The organism is Rhizobium hidalgonense (assembly GCF_005862185.2).
Taxonomy (GTDB): Bacteria; Pseudomonadota; Alphaproteobacteria; order Rhizobiales; family Rhizobiaceae; genus Rhizobium; species Rhizobium hidalgonense.
Map to the genome: position 1 here is coordinate 961,968 of NZ_CP054027.1, position 18,696 is coordinate 980,663.

Consider the following 18,696-nt stretch of genomic DNA (forward strand, 5'->3'; position numbering starts at 1 on the left):
CTCTTGGGTTCTGACGAGGCCCGATCGCTGGATAGCTGTCTCAGGGGTTTGCTGCGGCTATGCCGGTTCGAGGACGCGTTTCGTGCCGCCCCAGGAGATGAAGTTCGGGTTCGCGAAGTCGAAATCGGCGGCAGCGCCCGTTTTGCCGTAGGTCAGCAGCGCTCCGTCGAGTGTCACCGTCGAACCGCCAGCGGCGCGCAGCACCGCATCACCGGCCGCCGTGTCCCATTCCATCGTGCGGGTGAAGCGCGGATAGACGTCGGCCTTGCCTTCGGCCAGCAGGCAGAATTTCAGCGAGGAGCCGATATTGGTGCATTTGGAGATGGCGTGGTGGGCAAGGAAGCTTCCGGTCTCGGGGCTGTTGTGGCGAAGGCTGGCGAGCGCCAGCCTGTCGTCCGGCTGTTCGCGCACGGTAATTGCGCTGCGCGCGCCGACCGTAAAATTGTCGGTGACGACGAGCCGTTCGGCGTGGCCGCGTTCGCCCGAGAAGGCAAGCCCGAGCGCCGGGGCGTAGACAATGCCGGCCACCGGCACGCCGTTCTCGATATAAGCGATGTTGACGGTGAATTCCTGTCGGCCGTCGACGAATTCGCGCGTGCCGTCGAGAGGATCGACCAGGAAGAAGCCGCGGCCGGCGATGTCGGGAACTTTTCCGGCGGCGACCGATTCTTCCGCCACGACGGGTATATCGGGATAATCCTTGGCGAGATGAGCGAGGATGATGCGTTCGGCCTCCTCGTCGGCGACCGTGACCGGACTTGCATCCGCTTTCATGGCGACCGGGAAGCCTTCGCGCAGGACCGTGATAATGGCCTTGCCGGCTTCGAGGGCCGCCCTTTCAAATGTCCTCAGCATTGTCCTTTTGCCGTTCGCCACGCGGACCGAGCACCCCACTGTCGCTCATCCGCAAACCATCCCTATCACCAGATACTTGATATGGTGTTACCCATCGCGCTCTGCATCCCCCTAACGCAGTTCCACGAGGCTACCATAAGTTTTCAGCCTTGTCAGACGAAGAAGGGCGTCCGGGCGTGAAATGGTATTCGCGAAAGTCGATAGCTTAGGGTCTGAATTTGCGCCATCTTCCAATTCTATGGAATAGCTTGCGCCACAAGCGGAAGAGGGAAATCGCCGGCGATATCTGCGAATCGTTAAAGCAGTGGCGGTTTCTGACTAAAAACAGGCCGTTCTTTGCCGATTTTCTGTGGATTTTGGTTCAAAATGCGCCACTTAGGCCTGTTCGGACAAGAATTTGTCGGAGTAAATCCTTTTTGTCTTCACATTTCCAACGAAACCGGTATGCATTCGGCCTATGAGGTTCTCTGAAACGGGGAACCAAAGAACCAAAAAGAGATGCAGCCTACTCGGTTCGCATCCAGGGGAAAACGACATATGGAGTATTTCGTCCAGCAGCTCTTCAATGGGCTGACGCTCGGATCCATCTATGGCCTTGTGGCTATTGGCTATACGATGGTTTACGGCATTATCGGCATGATCAATTTCGCCCATGGCGATATCTTCATGCTCGGTGGTTTTGCCGCTCTTATCGTCTTTCTCGTTCTCACATCGATCTTCGCAGGTCTTCCGGTGGCAGTTCTGCTGCTGGCGATGCTTGTCGTTGCGATGCTGATGACGAGTTTGTGGAATTGGACGATCGAGCGCGTCGCCTATCGGCCGCTACGTGGTTCCTTCCGCCTGGCGCCGTTGATCACGGCGATCGGCATGTCGATCGTGCTGTCCAACTTCATCCAGGTGACGCAGGGTCCGCGCAACAAGCCGATCCCGCCGATGGTCAGCACGGTCTATCAGTTCGGCAACATCTCGGTGTCGCTGAAGCAGATCATCATTATCGTGATCACGGCGGTGCTGCTGACGATCTTTTGGTACATCGTCAATCATACGGCGCTTGGCCGCGCCCAGCGCGCGACGGAGCAGGACCGCAAGATGGCGGCGCTACTCGGCGTCAATGTCGACCAGACGATTTCGATCACCTTCGTCATGGGCGCGGCGCTGGCTGCCGTCGCCGGCACGATGTATCTGATGTATTATGGCGTCGCTTCGTTCGCCGACGGCTTCACGCCGGGTGTGAAGGCCTTTACCGCAGCCGTTCTCGGCGGCATCGGCTCATTGCCGGGAGCCGTTCTCGGCGGGCTGATGATCGGCCTGATCGAATCGCTGTGGTCGGCCTATTTCACCATCGCGTACAAGGATGTCGCGACCTTCGCCATCCTCGCTTTCGTGCTGATCTTCAAGCCGACGGGTATCCTCGGACGGCCGGAAGTCGAGAAGGTATAACGTCATGGCAAACATTGAAAATTCTGCAGGCAAGCCCGATGCCGGACTTGTCCGCAAAGGCCTTACCGAAGCCCTTTTCGCCGCCGTCCTGTCGTTCGGCATGTTCGTTCTCTATGTCGGCCTGAAGACCGACCAGAACATCAACAACGAGCTGATCATCGTCCAGCGCTGGGGACTGCTTGCGATCTTCGTCGCGGTTGCCGCGATCGGCCGCTTCGCGATGGTCGTTTTCATCAAGCCGAATATCGACCGCCGCAAGCTCAGCAAGGCGCGCCAGGGCGATCTCGACATCTCGACGGAAAAGAGCTTCTTCCATCGGCATTTCCTGAAGATCGCGTTGCTTGCGCTGGTGCTCTATCCGGTGGTGGTCGTGGCGCTTGTCGGCGCTCAGGGCTCACTGAAATGGGTCGACAATTTTGGCATCCAGATCCTGATCTACGTGATGCTTGCCTGGGGGCTGAACATCGTCGTCGGGCTCGCCGGCCTGCTCGATCTCGGCTACGTCGCCTTCTACGCGGTCGGTGCTTATTCCTACGCGCTACTGTCGAGTTATTTCGGCCTGTCCTTCTGGGTGCTGCTGCCGCTTTCCGGCATCTTCGCCGCACTCTGGGGCGTCATCCTCGGCTTCCCGGTGCTGCGCCTGCGGGGCGATTACCTCGCCATCGTAACGCTCGCCTTCGGTGAAATCATCCGCCTGGTCCTCATCAACTGGACCGACGTGACCAGAGGAACGTTCGGTATCTCGAGCATTCCGAAGGCGACCCTCTTCGGCATTCCCTTCGATGCGACGGCCGGCGGCTTTGCCAAGCTCTTCCATCTGCCGATGTCTTCCGCCTACTACAAGATCTTTCTCTTCTATCTCATCCTGATGCTCTGCATGCTGACCGCCTACGTCACCATCCGGCTGCGCCGTATGCCGATCGGGCGTGCCTGGGAAGCGCTGCGCGAAGACGAGATCGCCTGCCGTTCGCTGGGGATCAACACGGTGACGACCAAACTTACGGCCTTTGCAACGGGTGCGATGTTCGGGGGCTTCGCAGGCTCGTTCTTTGCGGCGCGCCAGGGTTTTGTCTCGCCGGAATCCTTCATCTTCCTGGAATCGGCGGTCGTTCTTGCCATTGTCGTTCTCGGCGGCATGGGCTCGCTGACCGGCATCGCGATCGCTGCGATCGTCATGGTCGGCGGTACCGAAGCGCTGCGCGAAATGGACTTCCTGAAAGCGGTCTTCGGGCCTGATTTCACGCCGGAACTGTACCGCATGCTGCTCTTCGGCCTCGCCATGGTCGTCGTCATGCTGTTCAAACCGCGCGGTTTCGTGGGCTCACGTCAGCCGACTGCCTTTCTTAAAGAAAGTAAGGCAATATCCGGAAGCTTTACCAAGGAGGGCCACGGTTGATGAGCCCCGTTACCAACACAATATCAAGCGATACGCTGCTCAAGGTCGAGCACCTGTCGATGAAGTTCGGCGGCCTGATGGCCATCAACGACTTCTCTTTCGAAGCCAAGCGCGGCGACATCACCGCGCTGATCGGGCCGAACGGCGCCGGCAAGACCACCGTCTTCAACTGCATCACCGGCTTCTATAAGCCGACGATGGGGATGATCACGCTCAACCAGAGAAGCGGCAAGCAGTATCTGCTGGAGCGTCTCCCGGACTTTCGCATCACCAAAGAAGCCAAGGTGGCGCGAACCTTCCAGAACATCCGGCTGTTCTCCGGCCTGACGGTTCTCGAAAACCTGCTCGTCGCCCAGCACAACAAGCTGATGAAGGCGTCGGGTTATACGATCCTCGGCCTCATCGGCATCGGTCCCTACAAGCGAGAGGCGGCCGCATCGATCGAGCTGGCGCGCCATTGGCTTGAGAAGGCCGATCTGATCGACCGTGCCGACGATCCGGCGGGCGATCTGCCCTATGGCGCTCAGCGGCGTCTCGAGATCGCCCGCGCCATGTGTACCGGCCCCGAGCTGCTTTGCCTGGACGAACCGGCCGCAGGCCTGAACCCGCGGGAGTCGGCAACGCTCAATGCGCTGCTGCAGAGCATCCGCGCCGAAACCGGAACATCTATCCTGCTCATCGAGCACGACATGTCGGTGGTCATGGAAATCTCCGACCACGTCGTGGTGCTCGAATACGGCCAGAAGATTTCCGATGGCACGCCTGAGCACGTGAAGAACGATCCGAAGGTCATCGCAGCCTATCTCGGCGTCGAGGATGAAGAAGTGGAAGAGGTGATCGCAACCGTCGAGCAGCTCGAAGGAGGCGCAAACTGATGGGCGACGAAGTAATGACGGGTCAACCGCTCCTTCAGGTCAACGGCGTAGAAACCTATTATGGCAATATCCGTGCGCTGGCCGGCGTCGACGTCAATGTCAACAAAGGTGAAATCGTCAGCCTGATCGGCGCCAACGGCGCCGGCAAGTCGACGCTGATGATGACGATCTGCGGCAGCCCGCAAGCCCGCACCGGCTCGGTGGTCTTCGAGGGCCGCGACATCACCCGCATGCCGACCCACGAAATCGCTCGCCTGCGCATTGCGCAGTCGCCTGAGGGACGCCGCATCTTTCCGCGCATGACGGTTCTGGAAAATCTCCAGATGGGCGCCGGTCTCGACAATCTCAAATATTTTGCCGAAGACGTCGAGAAGATCTTTGCGCTCTTCCCACGTCTGAAAGAACGTCACGCCCAGCGCGGCGGCACGCTTTCGGGCGGCGAGCAGCAGATGCTGTCGATTGGCCGGGCGCTGATGGCGCGGCCGAAGCTGCTGTTGCTCGACGAACCTTCACTCGGCCTTGCGCCGCTGATCGTCAAGGGCATCTTCGAGGCGATCCGCAAGCTCAATGAACAGGAAGGGCTGACCGTATTCCTCGTCGAGCAGAACGCATTCGCGGCCCTCAGGCTTTCGCACCGCGCTTACGTGATGGTGAACGGCAAGGTGACGATGAGCGGCTCCGGCAAGGAACTGCTCGCCAATCCCGAGGTCCGCGCCGCCTATCTCGAAGGCGGAAGACACTAGTCGAAAGGAGAGTTTGATATGCAGGGACTTTTCTTCGAAAGCGATGTCGGTGTCCGAGTGGTCATTCGTGTCCTCGTCGTGCTGATCGGCTTTTGGACGGCCTGGCGAGCCGGCAAGGCGGTTGCTGACGGCTGGAACAATTATCCGCTAGCCGTGATCTACACCTTCCTGCTGGCCTGGGCGATGCAGTTTCTGCACCACGCCTTGTTCAACGGGCCGATGCTCGACGCCGTCTACTACGGCATCGATTTCGTGACGCTGCTGGTCTTCTCGACGGCGGGCTTCCGCTTTCGCCGCACCAATCAGATGGTCAACAACTATTACTGGCTGTACGAAAAAACTTCCGCGTTTTCGTGGAAGGAGAAACATTGACAGTCCGTTGAAACTAGGCATGAATTGCCTTCAGAGTGGAACAGCTTTCCTGGCGCAGTCAATGGTGGGTAGTGCGCCGGGCCTTGGACCGGAACCCGCCCAAAAATTGGGAGTAACAATATGAAGAAGTCTCTTCTGTCGGCAGTGGCTCTGACGGCGATGGTCGCCTTCAGCGGCAATGCGTGGGCCGACGTTCTCATCGCTGTCGCTGGTCCGCTGACCGGCCCGAACGCTGCGTTCGGCGCTCAGCTCCAGAAGGGCGCCGAGCAGGCGGCTGCCGACATCAACGCTGCTGGCGGCATCAACGGCGAGCAGATCAAGATTGAGCTCGGCGACGACGTCTCCGACCCGAAGCAGGGCATCTCGGTCGCCAACAAATTCGTTGCTGACGGCGTCAAGTTCGTCATCGGCCACTTCAACTCGGGCGTTTCCATCCCGGCTTCGGAAGTCTATGCCGAAAACGGCATTCTCGAAATCACCCCGGCCGCTACCAACCCGAAGTTCACTGAGCGCGGTCTCTGGAACACGTTCCGCACCTGCGGCCGTGACGACCAGCAGGGCGCCATCGCCGGCAAGTATCTTGCCGACCACTTCAAGGATGCCAAGATCGCCGTCGTTCACGACAAGACCCCCTACGGTCAGGGTCTTGCCGACGAAACCAAGAAGGCGATGAATGCCGCCGGTCTGACGGAAGTCATGTACGAAGGCATCAACGTCGGCGACAAGGACTTCTCCGCCCTCATCGCCAAGATGAAGGAAGCCGGCGTCTCGATCATCTATTGGGGCGGTCTGCACACCGAAGCCGGTCTCATCATCCGTCAGGCGGCAGACCAGGGCCTGAAGGCAACGCTGGTTTCGGGCGACGGTATCGTTTCGAACGAACTCGCCTCGATCGCTGGTGACGCTGTCGCCGGTACGCTGAACACCTTCGGCCCCGATCCGACGCTGAACCCGGCGAACAAGGAGCTCGTCGAAAAGTTCAAGGCCGCCGGTTTCAACCCGGAAGCCTACACGCTTTACTCCTACGCCGCGATGCAGGCGATTGCGGGAGCGGCCAAGGCTGCCGGTTCGGTGGATCCTGAAGCCGTTGCCACGGCCATGAAGGAAAAGGGTCCGTTCCCGACGGTTCTCGGCGACATTTCGTTCGACGAAAAGGGCGACCCGAAGATCCCTGGCTACATCATGTACGAATGGAAGAAGGGCGCGGACGGCAAGTACACCTACGTCCCGCAGGACGCGAAGTAAGTTCAGCTTGCCTATTGGCAACATCTGATCGAAGCCCGGTTCCGGCCGGGCTTCTTTCGTTCTGGGGAGAATTGAATTTCCGTCCGTCTCCGTGCCGCTTATCTGCCGCCGACGATTTCCGTCAATTGCCGGCCGTCACGAAGGTCCTCGGCAAATCCCGGCGGTGACGCGGCCCAATATCCCTCACATCTCGTGCAGCACATGCGTCGCCTTCACGGCGGCCGATGCCCGGTTCTCGACGCCGAGCTTCACATAGATCTGTTCGAGGTGTTTGTTCACGGTGCGCGCCGACAGTCCCAGTATTTCGCCAATGTCGCGGTTGGCCTTGCCCTTGGAGATCCAGAGCAACACTTCGGATTCGCGCTGGGTGAGCGAGAAGCGCTGGCGCAGCATCTCGTCGTCGCTGCGCTGATTGGCGGCGGTGAGGCGGAAGAGGTATTCGTCCGGGCCGATCGCGCCGAGGAAGGCGAGCTGCAGCGCCGCCTGGCCGGCATGGGCGATCGAGATGATGCCGTCTCGCACTGCGCCTGCGCGCTCGCCCATCCAGCCGGAAATATGGCGGACGACGATTTCCATGCCGTCATCGCTGCCCATGGCGGCATTGACCAGCCGTGTTGCCTGCGGCGTCGACCAGTGGATGGCGCCGTCACCTTTGACCGCCAGCAGATGGCGACCGGCGGCATCGAGCGCGACGCGGGCGCTTTGGGCCGAGCGGGCGTTGCGCAGATGGACACGGATGCGGGCGCGCAATTCGTCGATATTGATCGGCTTGGCGAGATAATCGACGCCGCCGGATTCCAGCGCGTGCACCACATGCTCGGTCTCGGTCAGGCCGGTCATGAAGATGACGGGAACCTGCGCCACCGCAGCATTGGCCTTCAGCCTGCGGCAGGTCTCGAAGCCATCCATGGCGGGCATGACGGCGTCGAGCAGAATGAGATCGGGTGTGATACGCTCGACGATGCCAAGTGCTGCAGTGCCTGACGTGGCGATCAGCACGGAAAAGCCGGATTGTTCGAGTGCGTCGGTCAGGAAGCCCAATGCTTCGGGCGAGTCGTCAACGAGCAGAACGATGTCGCGGGGGAGGGCCGGCTCAGCCAATGGATTCCACCTTTTCGTCGAAGTCGTGCAGGAAGGTCATGAAGCCGGCGAGATCGAAGGCGGCGACATAGGCGTAGAGTTTCTCGGTGAATGGCTGATTTGCCTCCACCTTGGCAAGATCGGAAAGCTTGGCTTCGATGCCTCTGATATAGCCGATCTCGCCGAGCCGCAGCAATTCCTGCACATGCGCAGCACCGGGGCTCAGCATCGGCGTTACAGTCTTGACAGAAATGGCTGCTGCTACGTCGGCATAGATCCACTTCACGCCAAGATGCAAAGCGAGCTTATCGCGGAGCTGGCGGATGTCGACCGGCTTGCCGATCGCATCATTGTGGCTGTCGTCACTGTCGCCGAGAACCGCCGCATCGCCGATATTGGCAGAAAGCATCAGCATCGGCGCCGTCTGGCCGGCCTCGCGCAGGCGCGAGACGAGCTGCCAGCCGTTCATGCCGGGCATCAGGATGTCGACAAGGAAGAGGTCTGGTATAATTCCATCGATCAGCGTCAGGCATTCGGCGCCACCTGCCGCCGTCAGGACGATGAAATCGAGCGGTGCCAGGATTTCACGCATCATCTCGCGATGGTCTTCATTGTCGTCGACGACAACGATCGTGCGGCGCGGTCCGTCGTAACCGACAACGCGTTTCTCCTGCGGTGCGGCGGCCACGGCGCGCATGACGGCGGACAGCATGAGGCGGACACGGAAGGTCGAACCTTCATCCTTGATACTCGAAACCGAAATCTCGCCGCCAAGCGTGTTGGTCAGAAGCCGGGTGATGGTGAGGCCGAGGCCGAGGCCCGGCATTGGCCGGACGCTTTCGGCCTCGCCGCGCTGGAAGGGCTCGTAGATGCGGCTCAGGTCTTTCTCGGCGATGCCGCGGCCGGTGTCAGTGACGGTGAAAGTCGCCACTTGGTTGCGATAGCCGACATCGAAGGTGACCCTGCCTTCATCGGTGAATTTGATGGCATTGGAGAGCAGGTTGACGAGGATCTGACGCAGCCGCTTTTCGTCGGTGCGGACGAATTGCGGCAGGGCCGACGAGCGCTGATGGACGAAGGCGAGCCCTTTGGCCTGCGCCTGCGGGCGGAACATATCGACGATCTGGTCGAGGAAATCCTGGATGTTGATCTCGTTGGAATAGACCTGCAGGCGGCCTGCCTCGATCTTGGAAATATCCAGCAGGCCGTCGATCAGCCCGGAGAGATGTTCGGCGCTGCGGCGGATGACCTTGATCGAGGATTGGCGCGGCGGCGGGATGGTCTCGTCGCGCTCGAGGATCTGGGCATAACCGAGCACGGCGTTGAGCGGCGTGCGCAGTTCGTGGCTGAGGCCGACAACGTAGCGGCTCTTGGCACGATTGGCGGCCTCGGCCGTCTCCTTGGCGTTCTGCAAGGCAGTGTCGGTCTTCTTGTGAGCGGCTATTTCCTTGAGCAGCAGGGTGTTCTGGCGCGAAGATTCCTCCTCGGCGACGACGCGGCTGTCATGGGCGAGCACATAGAACCAGCAGACAACGCCTGATATCACCGAGAAGGCGAAGAAGACGATGAGAATGGTGCGGTTGACGACCTCGGCCGTCTCGGGCGAGGCGGCGGCGACCTGATGGGCGATCATCGCCAGGATTGCGCCGATGGCGGTCAAGGCCAGCACGACGGCGATGCCGTAGCGGCCGAGGCGCGTCGTCAGCTTGCCCAAAACCGTTTCCGGCAGCAGCGCCTTGGCGACAGTGCCGACCTGGGCGTTGAGGCGGGCGGCCGGCTTGCACATGTCGTGGCAGCGGCTGTCAAGCGAGCAGCACAGCGAACAGATCGGCGCGGCATAGGCCGGACACCAAGCCATATCCTCCGGCTCGAAGGGATGCTCGCAGACGGAGCAGGTGATGCTCGTCAGATTCTTCCAGCTCCGGCGCGGTTTGCGGGCGAGATAGAATCTGCCTTTCGTCGCCCAGGCGAGCGCCGGCGCGGCGATGAGCGTGACGACGAGGGTGATATAGGGGGCGAGCGAGGCGGCGATCGCGCCGAAGGCGCCGAAATGGGCGATCAGCGACACCGTTGCCGACAGCGTCATGGCGCCGAGCCCGACCGGATTGATGTCGTAGAGGTGGGCGCGTTTGAACTCGATGCCGGGGGGAGCGAGCCCCAGCGGCTTGTTGATGAAGAGGTCGGCGAAGATCGTGCAGAGCCAGGCCATGGCGATGATCGAGAATATCCCGAGCGTCTCCTCCAGCAGCCGGTAGATGCCGAGTTCCATAAGCAGCAGGGCGATCGCGACGTTGAAGACCAGCCAGATGACGCGGCCGGGATGGCTGTGGGTCAGCCGCGAAAAGAAGTTCGACCAGGCGAGCGAACCGGCATAGGCATTCATCACGTTGATCTTCAGCTGCGAGACGACGACGAAGGCCGCCATCAGCAACAGCGCAGCATTGTGCCAGGGGACCATATAGCCGAAGGCGGTCAGATACATCTGCGCCGGATCGGCGGCGCGATCGACAGGCACGCCCGAGGCGAAGGTCAGCACGACCAGGAAGGAACCGGCAAGCAGCTTCGGTGCGCCGATGACGACCCAGCCAGGTCCGGCGAGGAATACGGCAAGGCGATGGCGCCACTTGCGCCGCGGCTCCGGCGGCAGGAAGCGCAGGAAGTCGGCCTGTTCGCCGATCTGCGACATCAGGGCCAGGATGACGGCAGAGGCTGCGCCGAACTCGACCAGATCGAAATCGGCGACAGTGCCGGGCGGGCCTGAGGCATGACGGATGCCGGCAAAGGCGCGCCAGAGATCGAATTTCTCCCAGTCCATGAAGGCGATGAAGATGAAGGGCAGGATATTCAGCACGATCCAGAAAGGCTGGGTCATCAGCTGGAATTTACTGATCAGCCGCACGCCGTGCGTCACCAGCGGGATGACCATGACGGCGCTGAGGATATAGCCGATCCAGAGCGGAATGCCGAGGGTGAGCTCCAGCGCCCCGGACATGATCGAGGCCTCGATCGCAAACAGCATGAAGGTGAAGCTCGCATAGATCAGCGAGGTAATGGTCGAGCCGATATAACCGAAGCCGGCGCCGCGGGTCAGAAGATCGATGTCGACGCCGTGGCGGATGGCATAGCGGCTGATCGGTAGACCAATCGCCAACATGGCGAGCGAAGCGACGATAATGGCATAGAAGGCATTGGTAGTGCCGTAGGACAGGGTAATGGCGCCGCCGATCGCCTCGAGCGCCAGGAAGGAGATCGCGCCGATCGCCGTCTGGGCGATGCGCTGGGAGGAGAAGTGGCGGGCGCTCTTTGCGGTGAAACGCAGCGCATAATCTTCCAGCGTCTGGTTGGCGACCCAGCGATTATATTCGCGTCTTACCGGAATGATGCGTTGGCGCGCTGCCATGTCTTCCTTCCGGCATTCCGGTGGGGCTAAACGTCTCGAAACAGTTTTGGCGGGATGGCTGAGAAAGGCAAGGGCGGAGCACTGGCAGATTCACGGAACCGCCATATTTTTGAAGCCGGTCTGTCACAAAAGCCTTCTAACTCTCAGCCGTTCGTTCAACTATTTCAGGTATCACCCATGTCTGTTTCAAGCCTTTTCCGCCTGAGCACCGCGCTCGTCTGCCTTGTTTCGATCGTGCCATCGCTTGCCGGCGCCGAGCAGGCGACAGTGGCGGAAGCGCCTTATGTCGAGACCGGAAACACCAATAAGCGCGGTGACGCCTGCTTCTCGACGGTGGACACCAATGCCGCCGTTCACCTTCTCTCCGGCTTCCTCGACGTCTGGACCCCGCGCACGCCTTTCGTCGACGCGGGCGTCGAAGCCGCGGCCAAGGACAATTGCCCGGCGGTCGCCAAGACGGATTGGGATGGCATTCCCGCCAGCAAGACCGACGGCCAGATCGTCAATCAAGCGGTGCATGACGCCAACATCGCTTATGTCGTCAGGGCGACGAAGGCGCGGACGGCCGATCAGGCTGTTGCCGCCTATCTCGACGACCGGCGCGGCAAGAATGCCAGCATCGTCGACGGCTTCGGTCCGCTGACTGCTGCCTGGAAGGCCGGCTCCAAGCAGACCACCACGATCACGGAGGTGGCGGCTGATGCAACGACGGTCAAATATGACGACAAGGGCAACAATCGCGGCGCCGGCAGCAAGCCGGACACGGAAAACAAGACCGATGCCAACCCGGATATGGGCTTCGCGATCGACTTCATCAACGCTGCAAGCGGTGACGGTTCGACGGAGCCTGCCAAACGCTATTTCAAATATGGCCGACCCTACCGCTGGAGCCAGGACGTATCTGTCGTACCGACGCTGGTGCCTGCCAAGAGCGGCAAACCGGTCGAAGACGGCGGTTTCCCGAGCGGCCATACGGCGGAAGCCTGGCGTGATGCACTCGCGATGGCTTACCTTGTGCCGCAGCGCTTCCAGGAAATGATCACGCGTGCCAGCGAACTGGGCGAAGACCGTATTCTTGCCGGCATGCATTCCCCTCTCGACGTGATGGGCGGCCGTATGCTCGGCACCGCGACGGTTGTCTATAACCTGAACAAAGCCGACAACGCAGCGCTGAAGAGCGATGCCTTCGCACAGGCGCAGTCGTGGCTGATCGCCAAATCCGGCGTTGCGGATGCGGGCGCGCTCGAAGTCGCTGCGCATGCGGCGCCGATCGCGGTGGACCGCTTTGCCGATCATGACGCCAATCGCGCTTACGTGCTGCAGCGCCTGAGCTACGGCCTGCCGACGATCCATGCGACCGACCAGCCGGCGCGCGTGCCGCAGGGCGCCGAAGCGCTTCTCGAAACGCGTCTGCCCTATCTCGACGGCGCGCAGCGCCGCGACGTATTGAAGACGACGGCGATCGCCTCGGGCTATCCGCTCATCGACGACGCGGAAGGCTACGGCCGTCTCAACCTGTTTGCCGCTGCCGATGGTTACGGTGCTTTCGAGCAGGATGTCACCGTGACGATGGACACGGCCAAGGGCGGCTTCAATGCGATCGATAGCTGGCGCAACGACATCGGCGGCAAGGGCCGGCTGGTGAAGCGCGGCGACGGCATCCTCGGGCTATCAGGCGCCAACAGCTATGCCGGCGGCACCGTGCTGGAAGAAGGTGCGCTGGTGGCCGGCTCGCCGTCTGCCTTCGGCACCGGCGGGCTGACGATCAATGGCGGTTTTCTCGTTGTGGCGGCTGGCAAGCCGCTGACCGTGGGCGGCGACTATCAGCAGTCCGCCGATGCTGCGGCGAAACTGGCGCTCGGTGCGAACGGCGCAGGCACGCTGGCCGTCGAAGGCAAAGCAGCGCTGGCCGGTGAACTCGACGTGACCCTTGCCGATGGCTATGCCCCGGCGCCCGGAACAAAGATCGAAATCCTGAAGGCGAGTGCCATTTCCGGTGCCTTCGGAAAGATCACCATTTCCGGCCATAAGGCCAGCCTTTCCTACGGCCCGACAGTCGTGACCTTGACGATCGACGGCTAATCCTCCGTCTCCGAACCAGAAGGGCATCCCCAGCTGTGGGGATGCCCTTTGTTTCCGACCCGTTTGACCCCTGCGCCTACGTCATTTTGCGTATGTGTTTTTGCGTTGCAGCACCCGATAGTCCCTTGGCAACAGTTAATCCGTTTCCGGCCTGTTGCGGAACAAGAAGAGGGGCTCAACCAAGATGAATCTCAAATCCACGATCACCGGTGCCGCGCTCGGTGCCGTCATGGCGGCCTCGGCCGCCTTCCACGGCGCGGTGGCCGCCGACGACACGATCAAGGTCGGCGTGCTGCATTCGCTCTCGGGCACGATGGCGATTTCCGAAACCACACTGAAAGACGCCATGTTGATGCTCATCGACGAGCAGAACAAGAAGGGCGGTCTGCTTGGCAAGAAGCTCGAGGCCGTCGTTGTCGATCCGGCTTCCGACTGGCCGTTGTTTGCCGAAAAGGCACGCGAGCTGATCGAAAAGGACAAGGTCGCCGCCGTCTTCGGCTGCTGGACCTCATCCTCGCGCAAATCCGTCCTGCCTGTTTTCGAAGAGCTGAATTCGCTGCTCTTCTATCCGGTGCAGTACGAAGGCGAAGAATCCTCGCGCAACATTTTCTACACCGGTGCGGCGCCGAACCAGCAGGCAATTCCGGCCGTCGACTACCTGATGGAAAAAGAAGGCGTCAAGCGCTTCGTGCTCGAAGGTACCGACTACGTCTATCCGCGCACGACCAACAAGATTCTCGAGGCATACCTGATTTCCAAGGGTATTCCGAAAGAAGACATCATGACCAACTATACGCCGTTCGGCTTCTCCGACTGGCAGACCGAAGTTTCCAAGATCAAGGAATTCGGTTCGGCCGGCAAGAAGACCGCCGTCGTCTCGACGATCAACGGCGATGCCAACGTTCCGTTCTACAAGGAACTGGGCAACAAGGGCATCAAGGCAACCGACATTCCCGTCGTCGCCTTCTCGGTCGGTGAAGAAGAGCTTGCCGGTCTCGATACCAAGCCGCTCGTCGGCCATCTCGCCGCCTGGAACTACTTCGAATCCGTGGAAAGCCCGGCCAACAAGAAGTTCATCAAGGATTGGCACGCCTTCACCAAGAACGACAAGCGCGTGACCAACGACCCGATGGAAGCTGCCTATATCGGCTTCAACGCATGGGTTAAGGCCGTCCAGGCTGCCGGCACGACCGATACCGACAAGGTTCTCGACTCCATCATCGGCGTCAGCGTTCCGAACCTCTCCGGCGGCTATGCCACCGTCATGCCGAACCACCACATCACCAAGCCGGTGCTGATCGGTGAAATCCAGGCCGACGGCCAGTTCGAAATTGTCCAGCAGACACCTGCCGTCGTCGGCGACGAATGGTCAGATTATCTGCCGGACTCCAAGGATCTGATCTCCGATTGGCGCAAGCCGATGTCCTGCGGCAACTTCAACGTTGCAACCGGCAAGTGTGGCGGCAAGGGCTCCTGATAGATCCGTCGAACGATCGATGCCGAGTGGCTTCCGTCCGGGGTTGGTCCCGGGCGGAAGCTCCGTCCCAGCGATTGCGCCGCAACGCCAACGATATCAAGGGCGAAAAAGCCGATGTATCGCGCCATAAAGATTTTCCTCGTTACGCTCTGCCTGACGTTTTCGGGCCTGTCATTTTCAAGTCTATCAATTTCGGGCGAAGTTCGGGCCGAGGGAGATATCCATGTCCTCATCGACGCACTCGGCGTCGGCGACTTCTCGGACCGTGAAGCGGCGATCAAGGCGCTGGTCGCCTCCAAGGACCCGCATGTCAGCCAGATATTGCAGCAATTGAGCGGCGGCCTGCTCTACGTCAACTCCGATGGCGGCCCCGTTCTCCTCCAGGGCGGTACCGATGACGAGCCGACCTATTCCGATCCGATCACCGGTGAACCCGCTGACGATGTCGATCCTGACATGATGAGCAAGGTCAAGATCAACAACGCGCTTCGCGGTGTCATCGGCGCCGCCAACAGCCAGCTGACGCTGATGAGCCCGGAGCGTTCCGCGCGGCTTGCAGCCGCACAGGGCCTGCTGAAGGACGCCGATCCCGCCAATCTCGAGCTGCTGAATTCGGCGCTTGCGACCGAAAAGGACGCGGAGATCAAGAATACGATGGAAGCGGCGCGCGCTGTGCTGCTGTTGAAGACCGATGCGAGCGTCGAGGACAAGAAGGCTGCAATCGATACGATCGCAGCGCGCGGCAATCGCGACGCGCTGACCATTCTGACGACCACGCTCGAAACCGCTCCCGATGATTTGAAGCCGGCAATCCAGTCGAACATCAGCTCCATCAATCGCGACCTGGCACTATGGGACGTCGCTCAGAACGTCTGGTATGGCCTGTCCCTCGGTTCGGTGCTGCTGCTGGCGGCAATCGGCCTTGCCATCACCTTCGGCGTCATGGGTGTCATCAACATGGCGCATGGCGAAATGGTGATGATCGGCGCCTATACGACCTATGTCGTGCAGGAATACATCGCTGCGGCCTTTCCCGAGCTGGCCGATTATTCCCTGGCCTTCGCGGTGCCTGCCGCTTTCGTCTTTACCGGCTTCGTCGGTCTCATCATCGAGCGCGCCGTCATCCGCTATCTCTATGGCCGGCCGCTGGAAACGCTGCTCGCCACCTGGGGCGTGTCGCTGATCTTGCAGCAGGCAATCCGCAGCTATTTCGGCCCGACCAACCGCGAAGTGCGCAATCCGAGCTGGATGTCGGGCGTCTTCGATCTCGGTGGACTCTCCATCACCTGGAACCGCATGTGGATCATCATCTTCTCGATGGTCGTCTTCGTGACGCTGCTGTTGCTGCTCAAGCGGTCCGCCTTCGGCTTGCAGATGCGCGCCGTGACGCAGAACCGGCGGATGGCGTCCTCGATGGGGATCCGCACCGGCTGGGTCGATGCCTTCACCTTCGCGCTCGGTTCCGGCATTGCTGGCATTGCCGGCGTGGCGCTCAGCCAGATCGACAACGTCTCGCCGAACCTCGGCCAGAACTACATTATCGACAGCTTCATGGTCGTCGTGTTCGGCGGTGTCGGCAATCTCTGGGGCACGCTGGTCGGGGCGCTGTCGCTCGGCGTCGTCAACAAGTTCCTCGAGCCCTTCGCTGGCGCCGTGCTCGGCAAGATCCTGGTGCTTGTCCTCATCATCCTCTTCATCCAGAAGCGTCCGCGCGGGCTCTTCGCACTCAAAGGAAGGGCGGTGGAAGCATGATTACGGCCTTCCTTCTCCGGTCTCTCGATCGCAAGATCGTCATTGCCATCGCCCTGTTGCTCCTGGTCGCCATTCTCGTTCCCGTCCTGAACCTGATGACGGGGCCGACCAACCCGCTGCATATCCCGACCTATGTCATGGCGCTGTTCGGCAAGTACCTGACCTATGCGCTGCTGGCGCTTGCGCTCGATCTCGTCTGGGGCTTCTGCGGCATCCTTTCGCTTGGCCACGGCGCCTTTTTCGCGCTCGGCGGTTATGCGATGGGCATGTATCTGATGCGCCAGATCGGCACCCGCGGCAGCTACGGCAACCCCGTTCTGCCCGACTTCATGGTGTTCCTGAACTGGAAGGATCTGCCCTGGTTCTGGTACGGCTTCAACCACTTCTGGTTTGCGGCGCTGATGGTTCTCGTCGTGCCCGGCCTGCTTGCCTTCGTTTTCGGCTGGTTCGCCTTCCGCTCACGCGTCAACGGCGTCTATCTCTCGATCATCACCCAGGCGATGACCTATGCACTGCTGCTCGCCTTCTTCCGCAACGACATGGGGTTTGGCGGCAATAACGGCCTGACCGATTTCAAGGACATTCTCGGCTTCAACGTCCAGGCCGACGGCACGCGTGCAGCCCTGTTTGCGGCAACCGCGATCCTCCTGGCACTGTCGCTGCTGCTTGCCTCGGCGATCGTTCGTTCGAAGTTCGGCAAGGTGCTGGTCGGCGTACGTGATGCCGAAAGCCGCACGCGCTTCCTCGGCTACCGTGTCGAGCATTTCAAACTTTTCACCTTCGTCGTCTCTGCGATGATGGCGGGCATTGCCGGCGCGCTCTACGTGCCGCAGGTCGGCATCATCAATCCCGGCGAATTCGCGCCCGCCAACTCGATCGAAGTCGTCATCTGGACGGCAGTCGGCGGGCGCGCGACGCTGATCGGGCCGATCATCGGTGCGATCCTCGTCAACGGCGGCAAGACGATCTTCACGGGTCTCTTCCCTGAGTTCTGGCTGTTTGCGCTCGGCGGTCTCTTCGTTGCCGTCACCCTGTTTCTACCGAAGGGCGTCGTCGGCACAGTCGCGCGATATCTCGGCAAACGGAAAGCCGTTTCCGCTGCAGTTCCGCCCGCCGTGCAGGAAGACGACATCGAACCGAAAATCCAGGCAGCGGAGTGAACACGGTGATTCCTGACGTCAAACCCAGCAGCGTGCTTTATCTTAACGGCGTCTCGGTTTCCTTCGACGGCTTCAAGGCGTTGAATTCGCTGTCGATCGTCATCGAGCCCGGCGAGCTTCGCGCCATCATCGGTCCGAACGGTGCCGGCAAGACGACGATGATGGATATCATCACCGGCAAGACCAGGCCCGATGAAGGCGAAGTGTTCTTCAACGGCACTGTTGATCTCACCAAGAAGGACGAGGCCGACATTGCCCAGCTCGGCATCGGCCGCAAATTCCAGAAGCCGACCGTCTTCGAAAGCCATACTGTGTGGGATAATCTGGAGCTGGCGCTCAACCGCCGCCGCGGCGTATTCTCGACGCTGTTCTATCGGCTTTCGGGCGAAGACAAGGCACGTATCGAGGAAATCCTCGATACGGTGCGGCTGACCCACCGCCGCGATGAACTGGCCGCCAACCTCTCGCACGGGCAGAAGCAGTGGCTGGAGATCGGCATGCTCTTGGCGCAGGAGCCGAAGCTGCTGCTCGTCGACGAACCGGTGGCCGGCATGACCGATGCGGAAACGGCGGAAACGGCGATCCTGCTCAAGGATATCGCCAGGACCCGATCGGTCATCGTCGTCGAGCACGACATGGGCTTCATCCGCGACCTCGGCGTCAAAGTCACATGCCTTGCGGAGGGCTCGGTGCTGGCTGAGGGATCGATCGATTTTGTCAGCTCCGATCCGAAGGTGATCGAGAACTATCTCGGACGGTGACCGATGCAACTTATAGGCTTGAACCTGACAAAAGAAAACGCTCTAAAACGGGCGGGGT

General features: G+C 60.8%; 14 protein-coding genes. 11 read left to right on the forward strand and 3 right to left on the reverse strand.

Features of this window, described 5'->3' with window-relative positions; translation table 11 throughout:
* Window positions 1–57: 57 nt before the first annotated feature.
* Window positions 58–855 (reverse strand): 3'(2'),5'-bisphosphate nucleotidase CysQ, encoded by a 798-nt coding sequence (gene cysQ / locus FFM81_RS04470; RefSeq protein WP_025416899.1) that lies wholly within the window; start codon window positions 853–855, stop codon window positions 58–60.
* A gap of 537 nt (window positions 856–1,392) precedes the next feature.
* On the opposite strand from cysQ, the gene FFM81_RS04475 reads away from it, so the two are divergent.
* The 6 genes from FFM81_RS04475 (at window position 1,393) to FFM81_RS04500 (ending at window position 6,926) form a co-directional block, all read left to right on the forward strand.
* Window positions 1,393–2,295 carry a branched-chain amino acid ABC transporter permease gene (locus FFM81_RS04475; RefSeq protein WP_003566013.1) on the forward strand — a complete coding sequence of 301 codons (903 nt, stop codon included), beginning with the start codon at window positions 1,393–1,395 and terminating at the stop codon, window positions 2,293–2,295.
* A 4-nt stretch (window positions 2,296–2,299) separates the two neighbouring features.
* Complete coding sequence (gene livM / locus FFM81_RS04480; RefSeq protein WP_003566011.1) at window positions 2,300–3,691, forward strand: high-affinity branched-chain amino acid ABC transporter permease LivM; 1,392 nt, start codon at window positions 2,300–2,302, stop codon at window positions 3,689–3,691.
* On the forward strand, window positions 3,691–4,566 hold the full coding sequence (locus FFM81_RS04485) for an ABC transporter ATP-binding protein (RefSeq protein WP_003566009.1): 876 nt from the start codon (window positions 3,691–3,693) through the stop codon (window positions 4,564–4,566). Before livM ends, FFM81_RS04485 begins: the two co-directional genes overlap by 1 nt.
* Window positions 4,566–5,309, forward strand: a complete 744-nt coding sequence (locus tag FFM81_RS04490; RefSeq protein ID WP_003566006.1) for an ABC transporter ATP-binding protein — start codon at window positions 4,566–4,568, stop codon at window positions 5,307–5,309. Before FFM81_RS04485 ends, FFM81_RS04490 begins: the two co-directional genes overlap by 1 nt.
* Before the next feature lie 18 nt (window positions 5,310–5,327).
* Window positions 5,328–5,681, forward strand: a complete 354-nt coding sequence (locus tag FFM81_RS04495; RefSeq protein ID WP_003566005.1) for a DUF6867 family protein — start codon at window positions 5,328–5,330, stop codon at window positions 5,679–5,681.
* A 120-nt stretch (window positions 5,682–5,801) separates the two neighbouring features.
* Window positions 5,802–6,926: a branched-chain amino acid ABC transporter substrate-binding protein gene (locus FFM81_RS04500; RefSeq protein ID WP_003566004.1), complete on the forward strand. Its 1,125-nt coding sequence runs from the start codon at window positions 5,802–5,804 to the stop codon at window positions 6,924–6,926.
* Window positions 6,927–7,109: 183 nt separating this feature from the next.
* Here the strand turns inward: FFM81_RS04500 and FFM81_RS04505 are convergent, their stop codons facing one another.
* Together FFM81_RS04505 and FFM81_RS04510 are read right to left on the reverse strand one after the other, a co-directional pair.
* Complete coding sequence (locus FFM81_RS04505; protein ID WP_003566003.1) at window positions 7,110–8,027, reverse strand: response regulator transcription factor; 918 nt, start codon at window positions 8,025–8,027, stop codon at window positions 7,110–7,112.
* Window positions 8,020–11,406, reverse strand: a complete 3,387-nt coding sequence (locus FFM81_RS04510) for a hybrid sensor histidine kinase/response regulator (RefSeq protein ID WP_003566002.1) — start codon at window positions 11,404–11,406, stop codon at window positions 8,020–8,022. Before FFM81_RS04510 ends, FFM81_RS04505 begins: the two co-directional genes overlap by 8 nt.
* A gap of 177 nt (window positions 11,407–11,583) precedes the next feature.
* On the opposite strand from FFM81_RS04510, the gene FFM81_RS04515 reads away from it, so the two are divergent.
* The 5 genes from FFM81_RS04515 (at window position 11,584) to urtD (ending at window position 18,638) form a co-directional block, all read left to right on the forward strand.
* The gene (locus tag FFM81_RS04515) at window positions 11,584–13,488 is read left to right on the forward strand and encodes an acid phosphatase (protein WP_003566001.1); all 1,905 of its coding nucleotides are present in this window, start codon (window positions 11,584–11,586) and stop codon (window positions 13,486–13,488) included.
* 184 nt (window positions 13,489–13,672) lie between these two features.
* On the forward strand, window positions 13,673–14,965 hold the full coding sequence (urtA, locus tag FFM81_RS04520) for an urea ABC transporter substrate-binding protein (protein WP_003566000.1): 1,293 nt from the start codon (window positions 13,673–13,675) through the stop codon (window positions 14,963–14,965).
* A gap of 114 nt (window positions 14,966–15,079) precedes the next feature.
* A complete protein-coding gene (urtB, locus tag FFM81_RS04525; RefSeq protein ID WP_003565998.1) occupies window positions 15,080–16,717 on the forward strand; it encodes an urea ABC transporter permease subunit UrtB in 1,638 nt (545 codons plus the stop codon).
* Window positions 16,714–17,877: an urea ABC transporter permease subunit UrtC gene (gene urtC / locus FFM81_RS04530; protein ID WP_003565996.1), complete on the forward strand. Its 1,164-nt coding sequence runs from the start codon at window positions 16,714–16,716 to the stop codon at window positions 17,875–17,877. The genes urtB and urtC overlap by 4 nt, the downstream gene beginning before the upstream one ends.
* A gap of 5 nt (window positions 17,878–17,882) precedes the next feature.
* Window positions 17,883–18,638: an urea ABC transporter ATP-binding protein UrtD gene (gene urtD / locus FFM81_RS04535; protein ID WP_003565995.1), complete on the forward strand. Its 756-nt coding sequence runs from the start codon at window positions 17,883–17,885 to the stop codon at window positions 18,636–18,638.
* Window positions 18,639–18,696 lie beyond the last annotated feature (58 nt).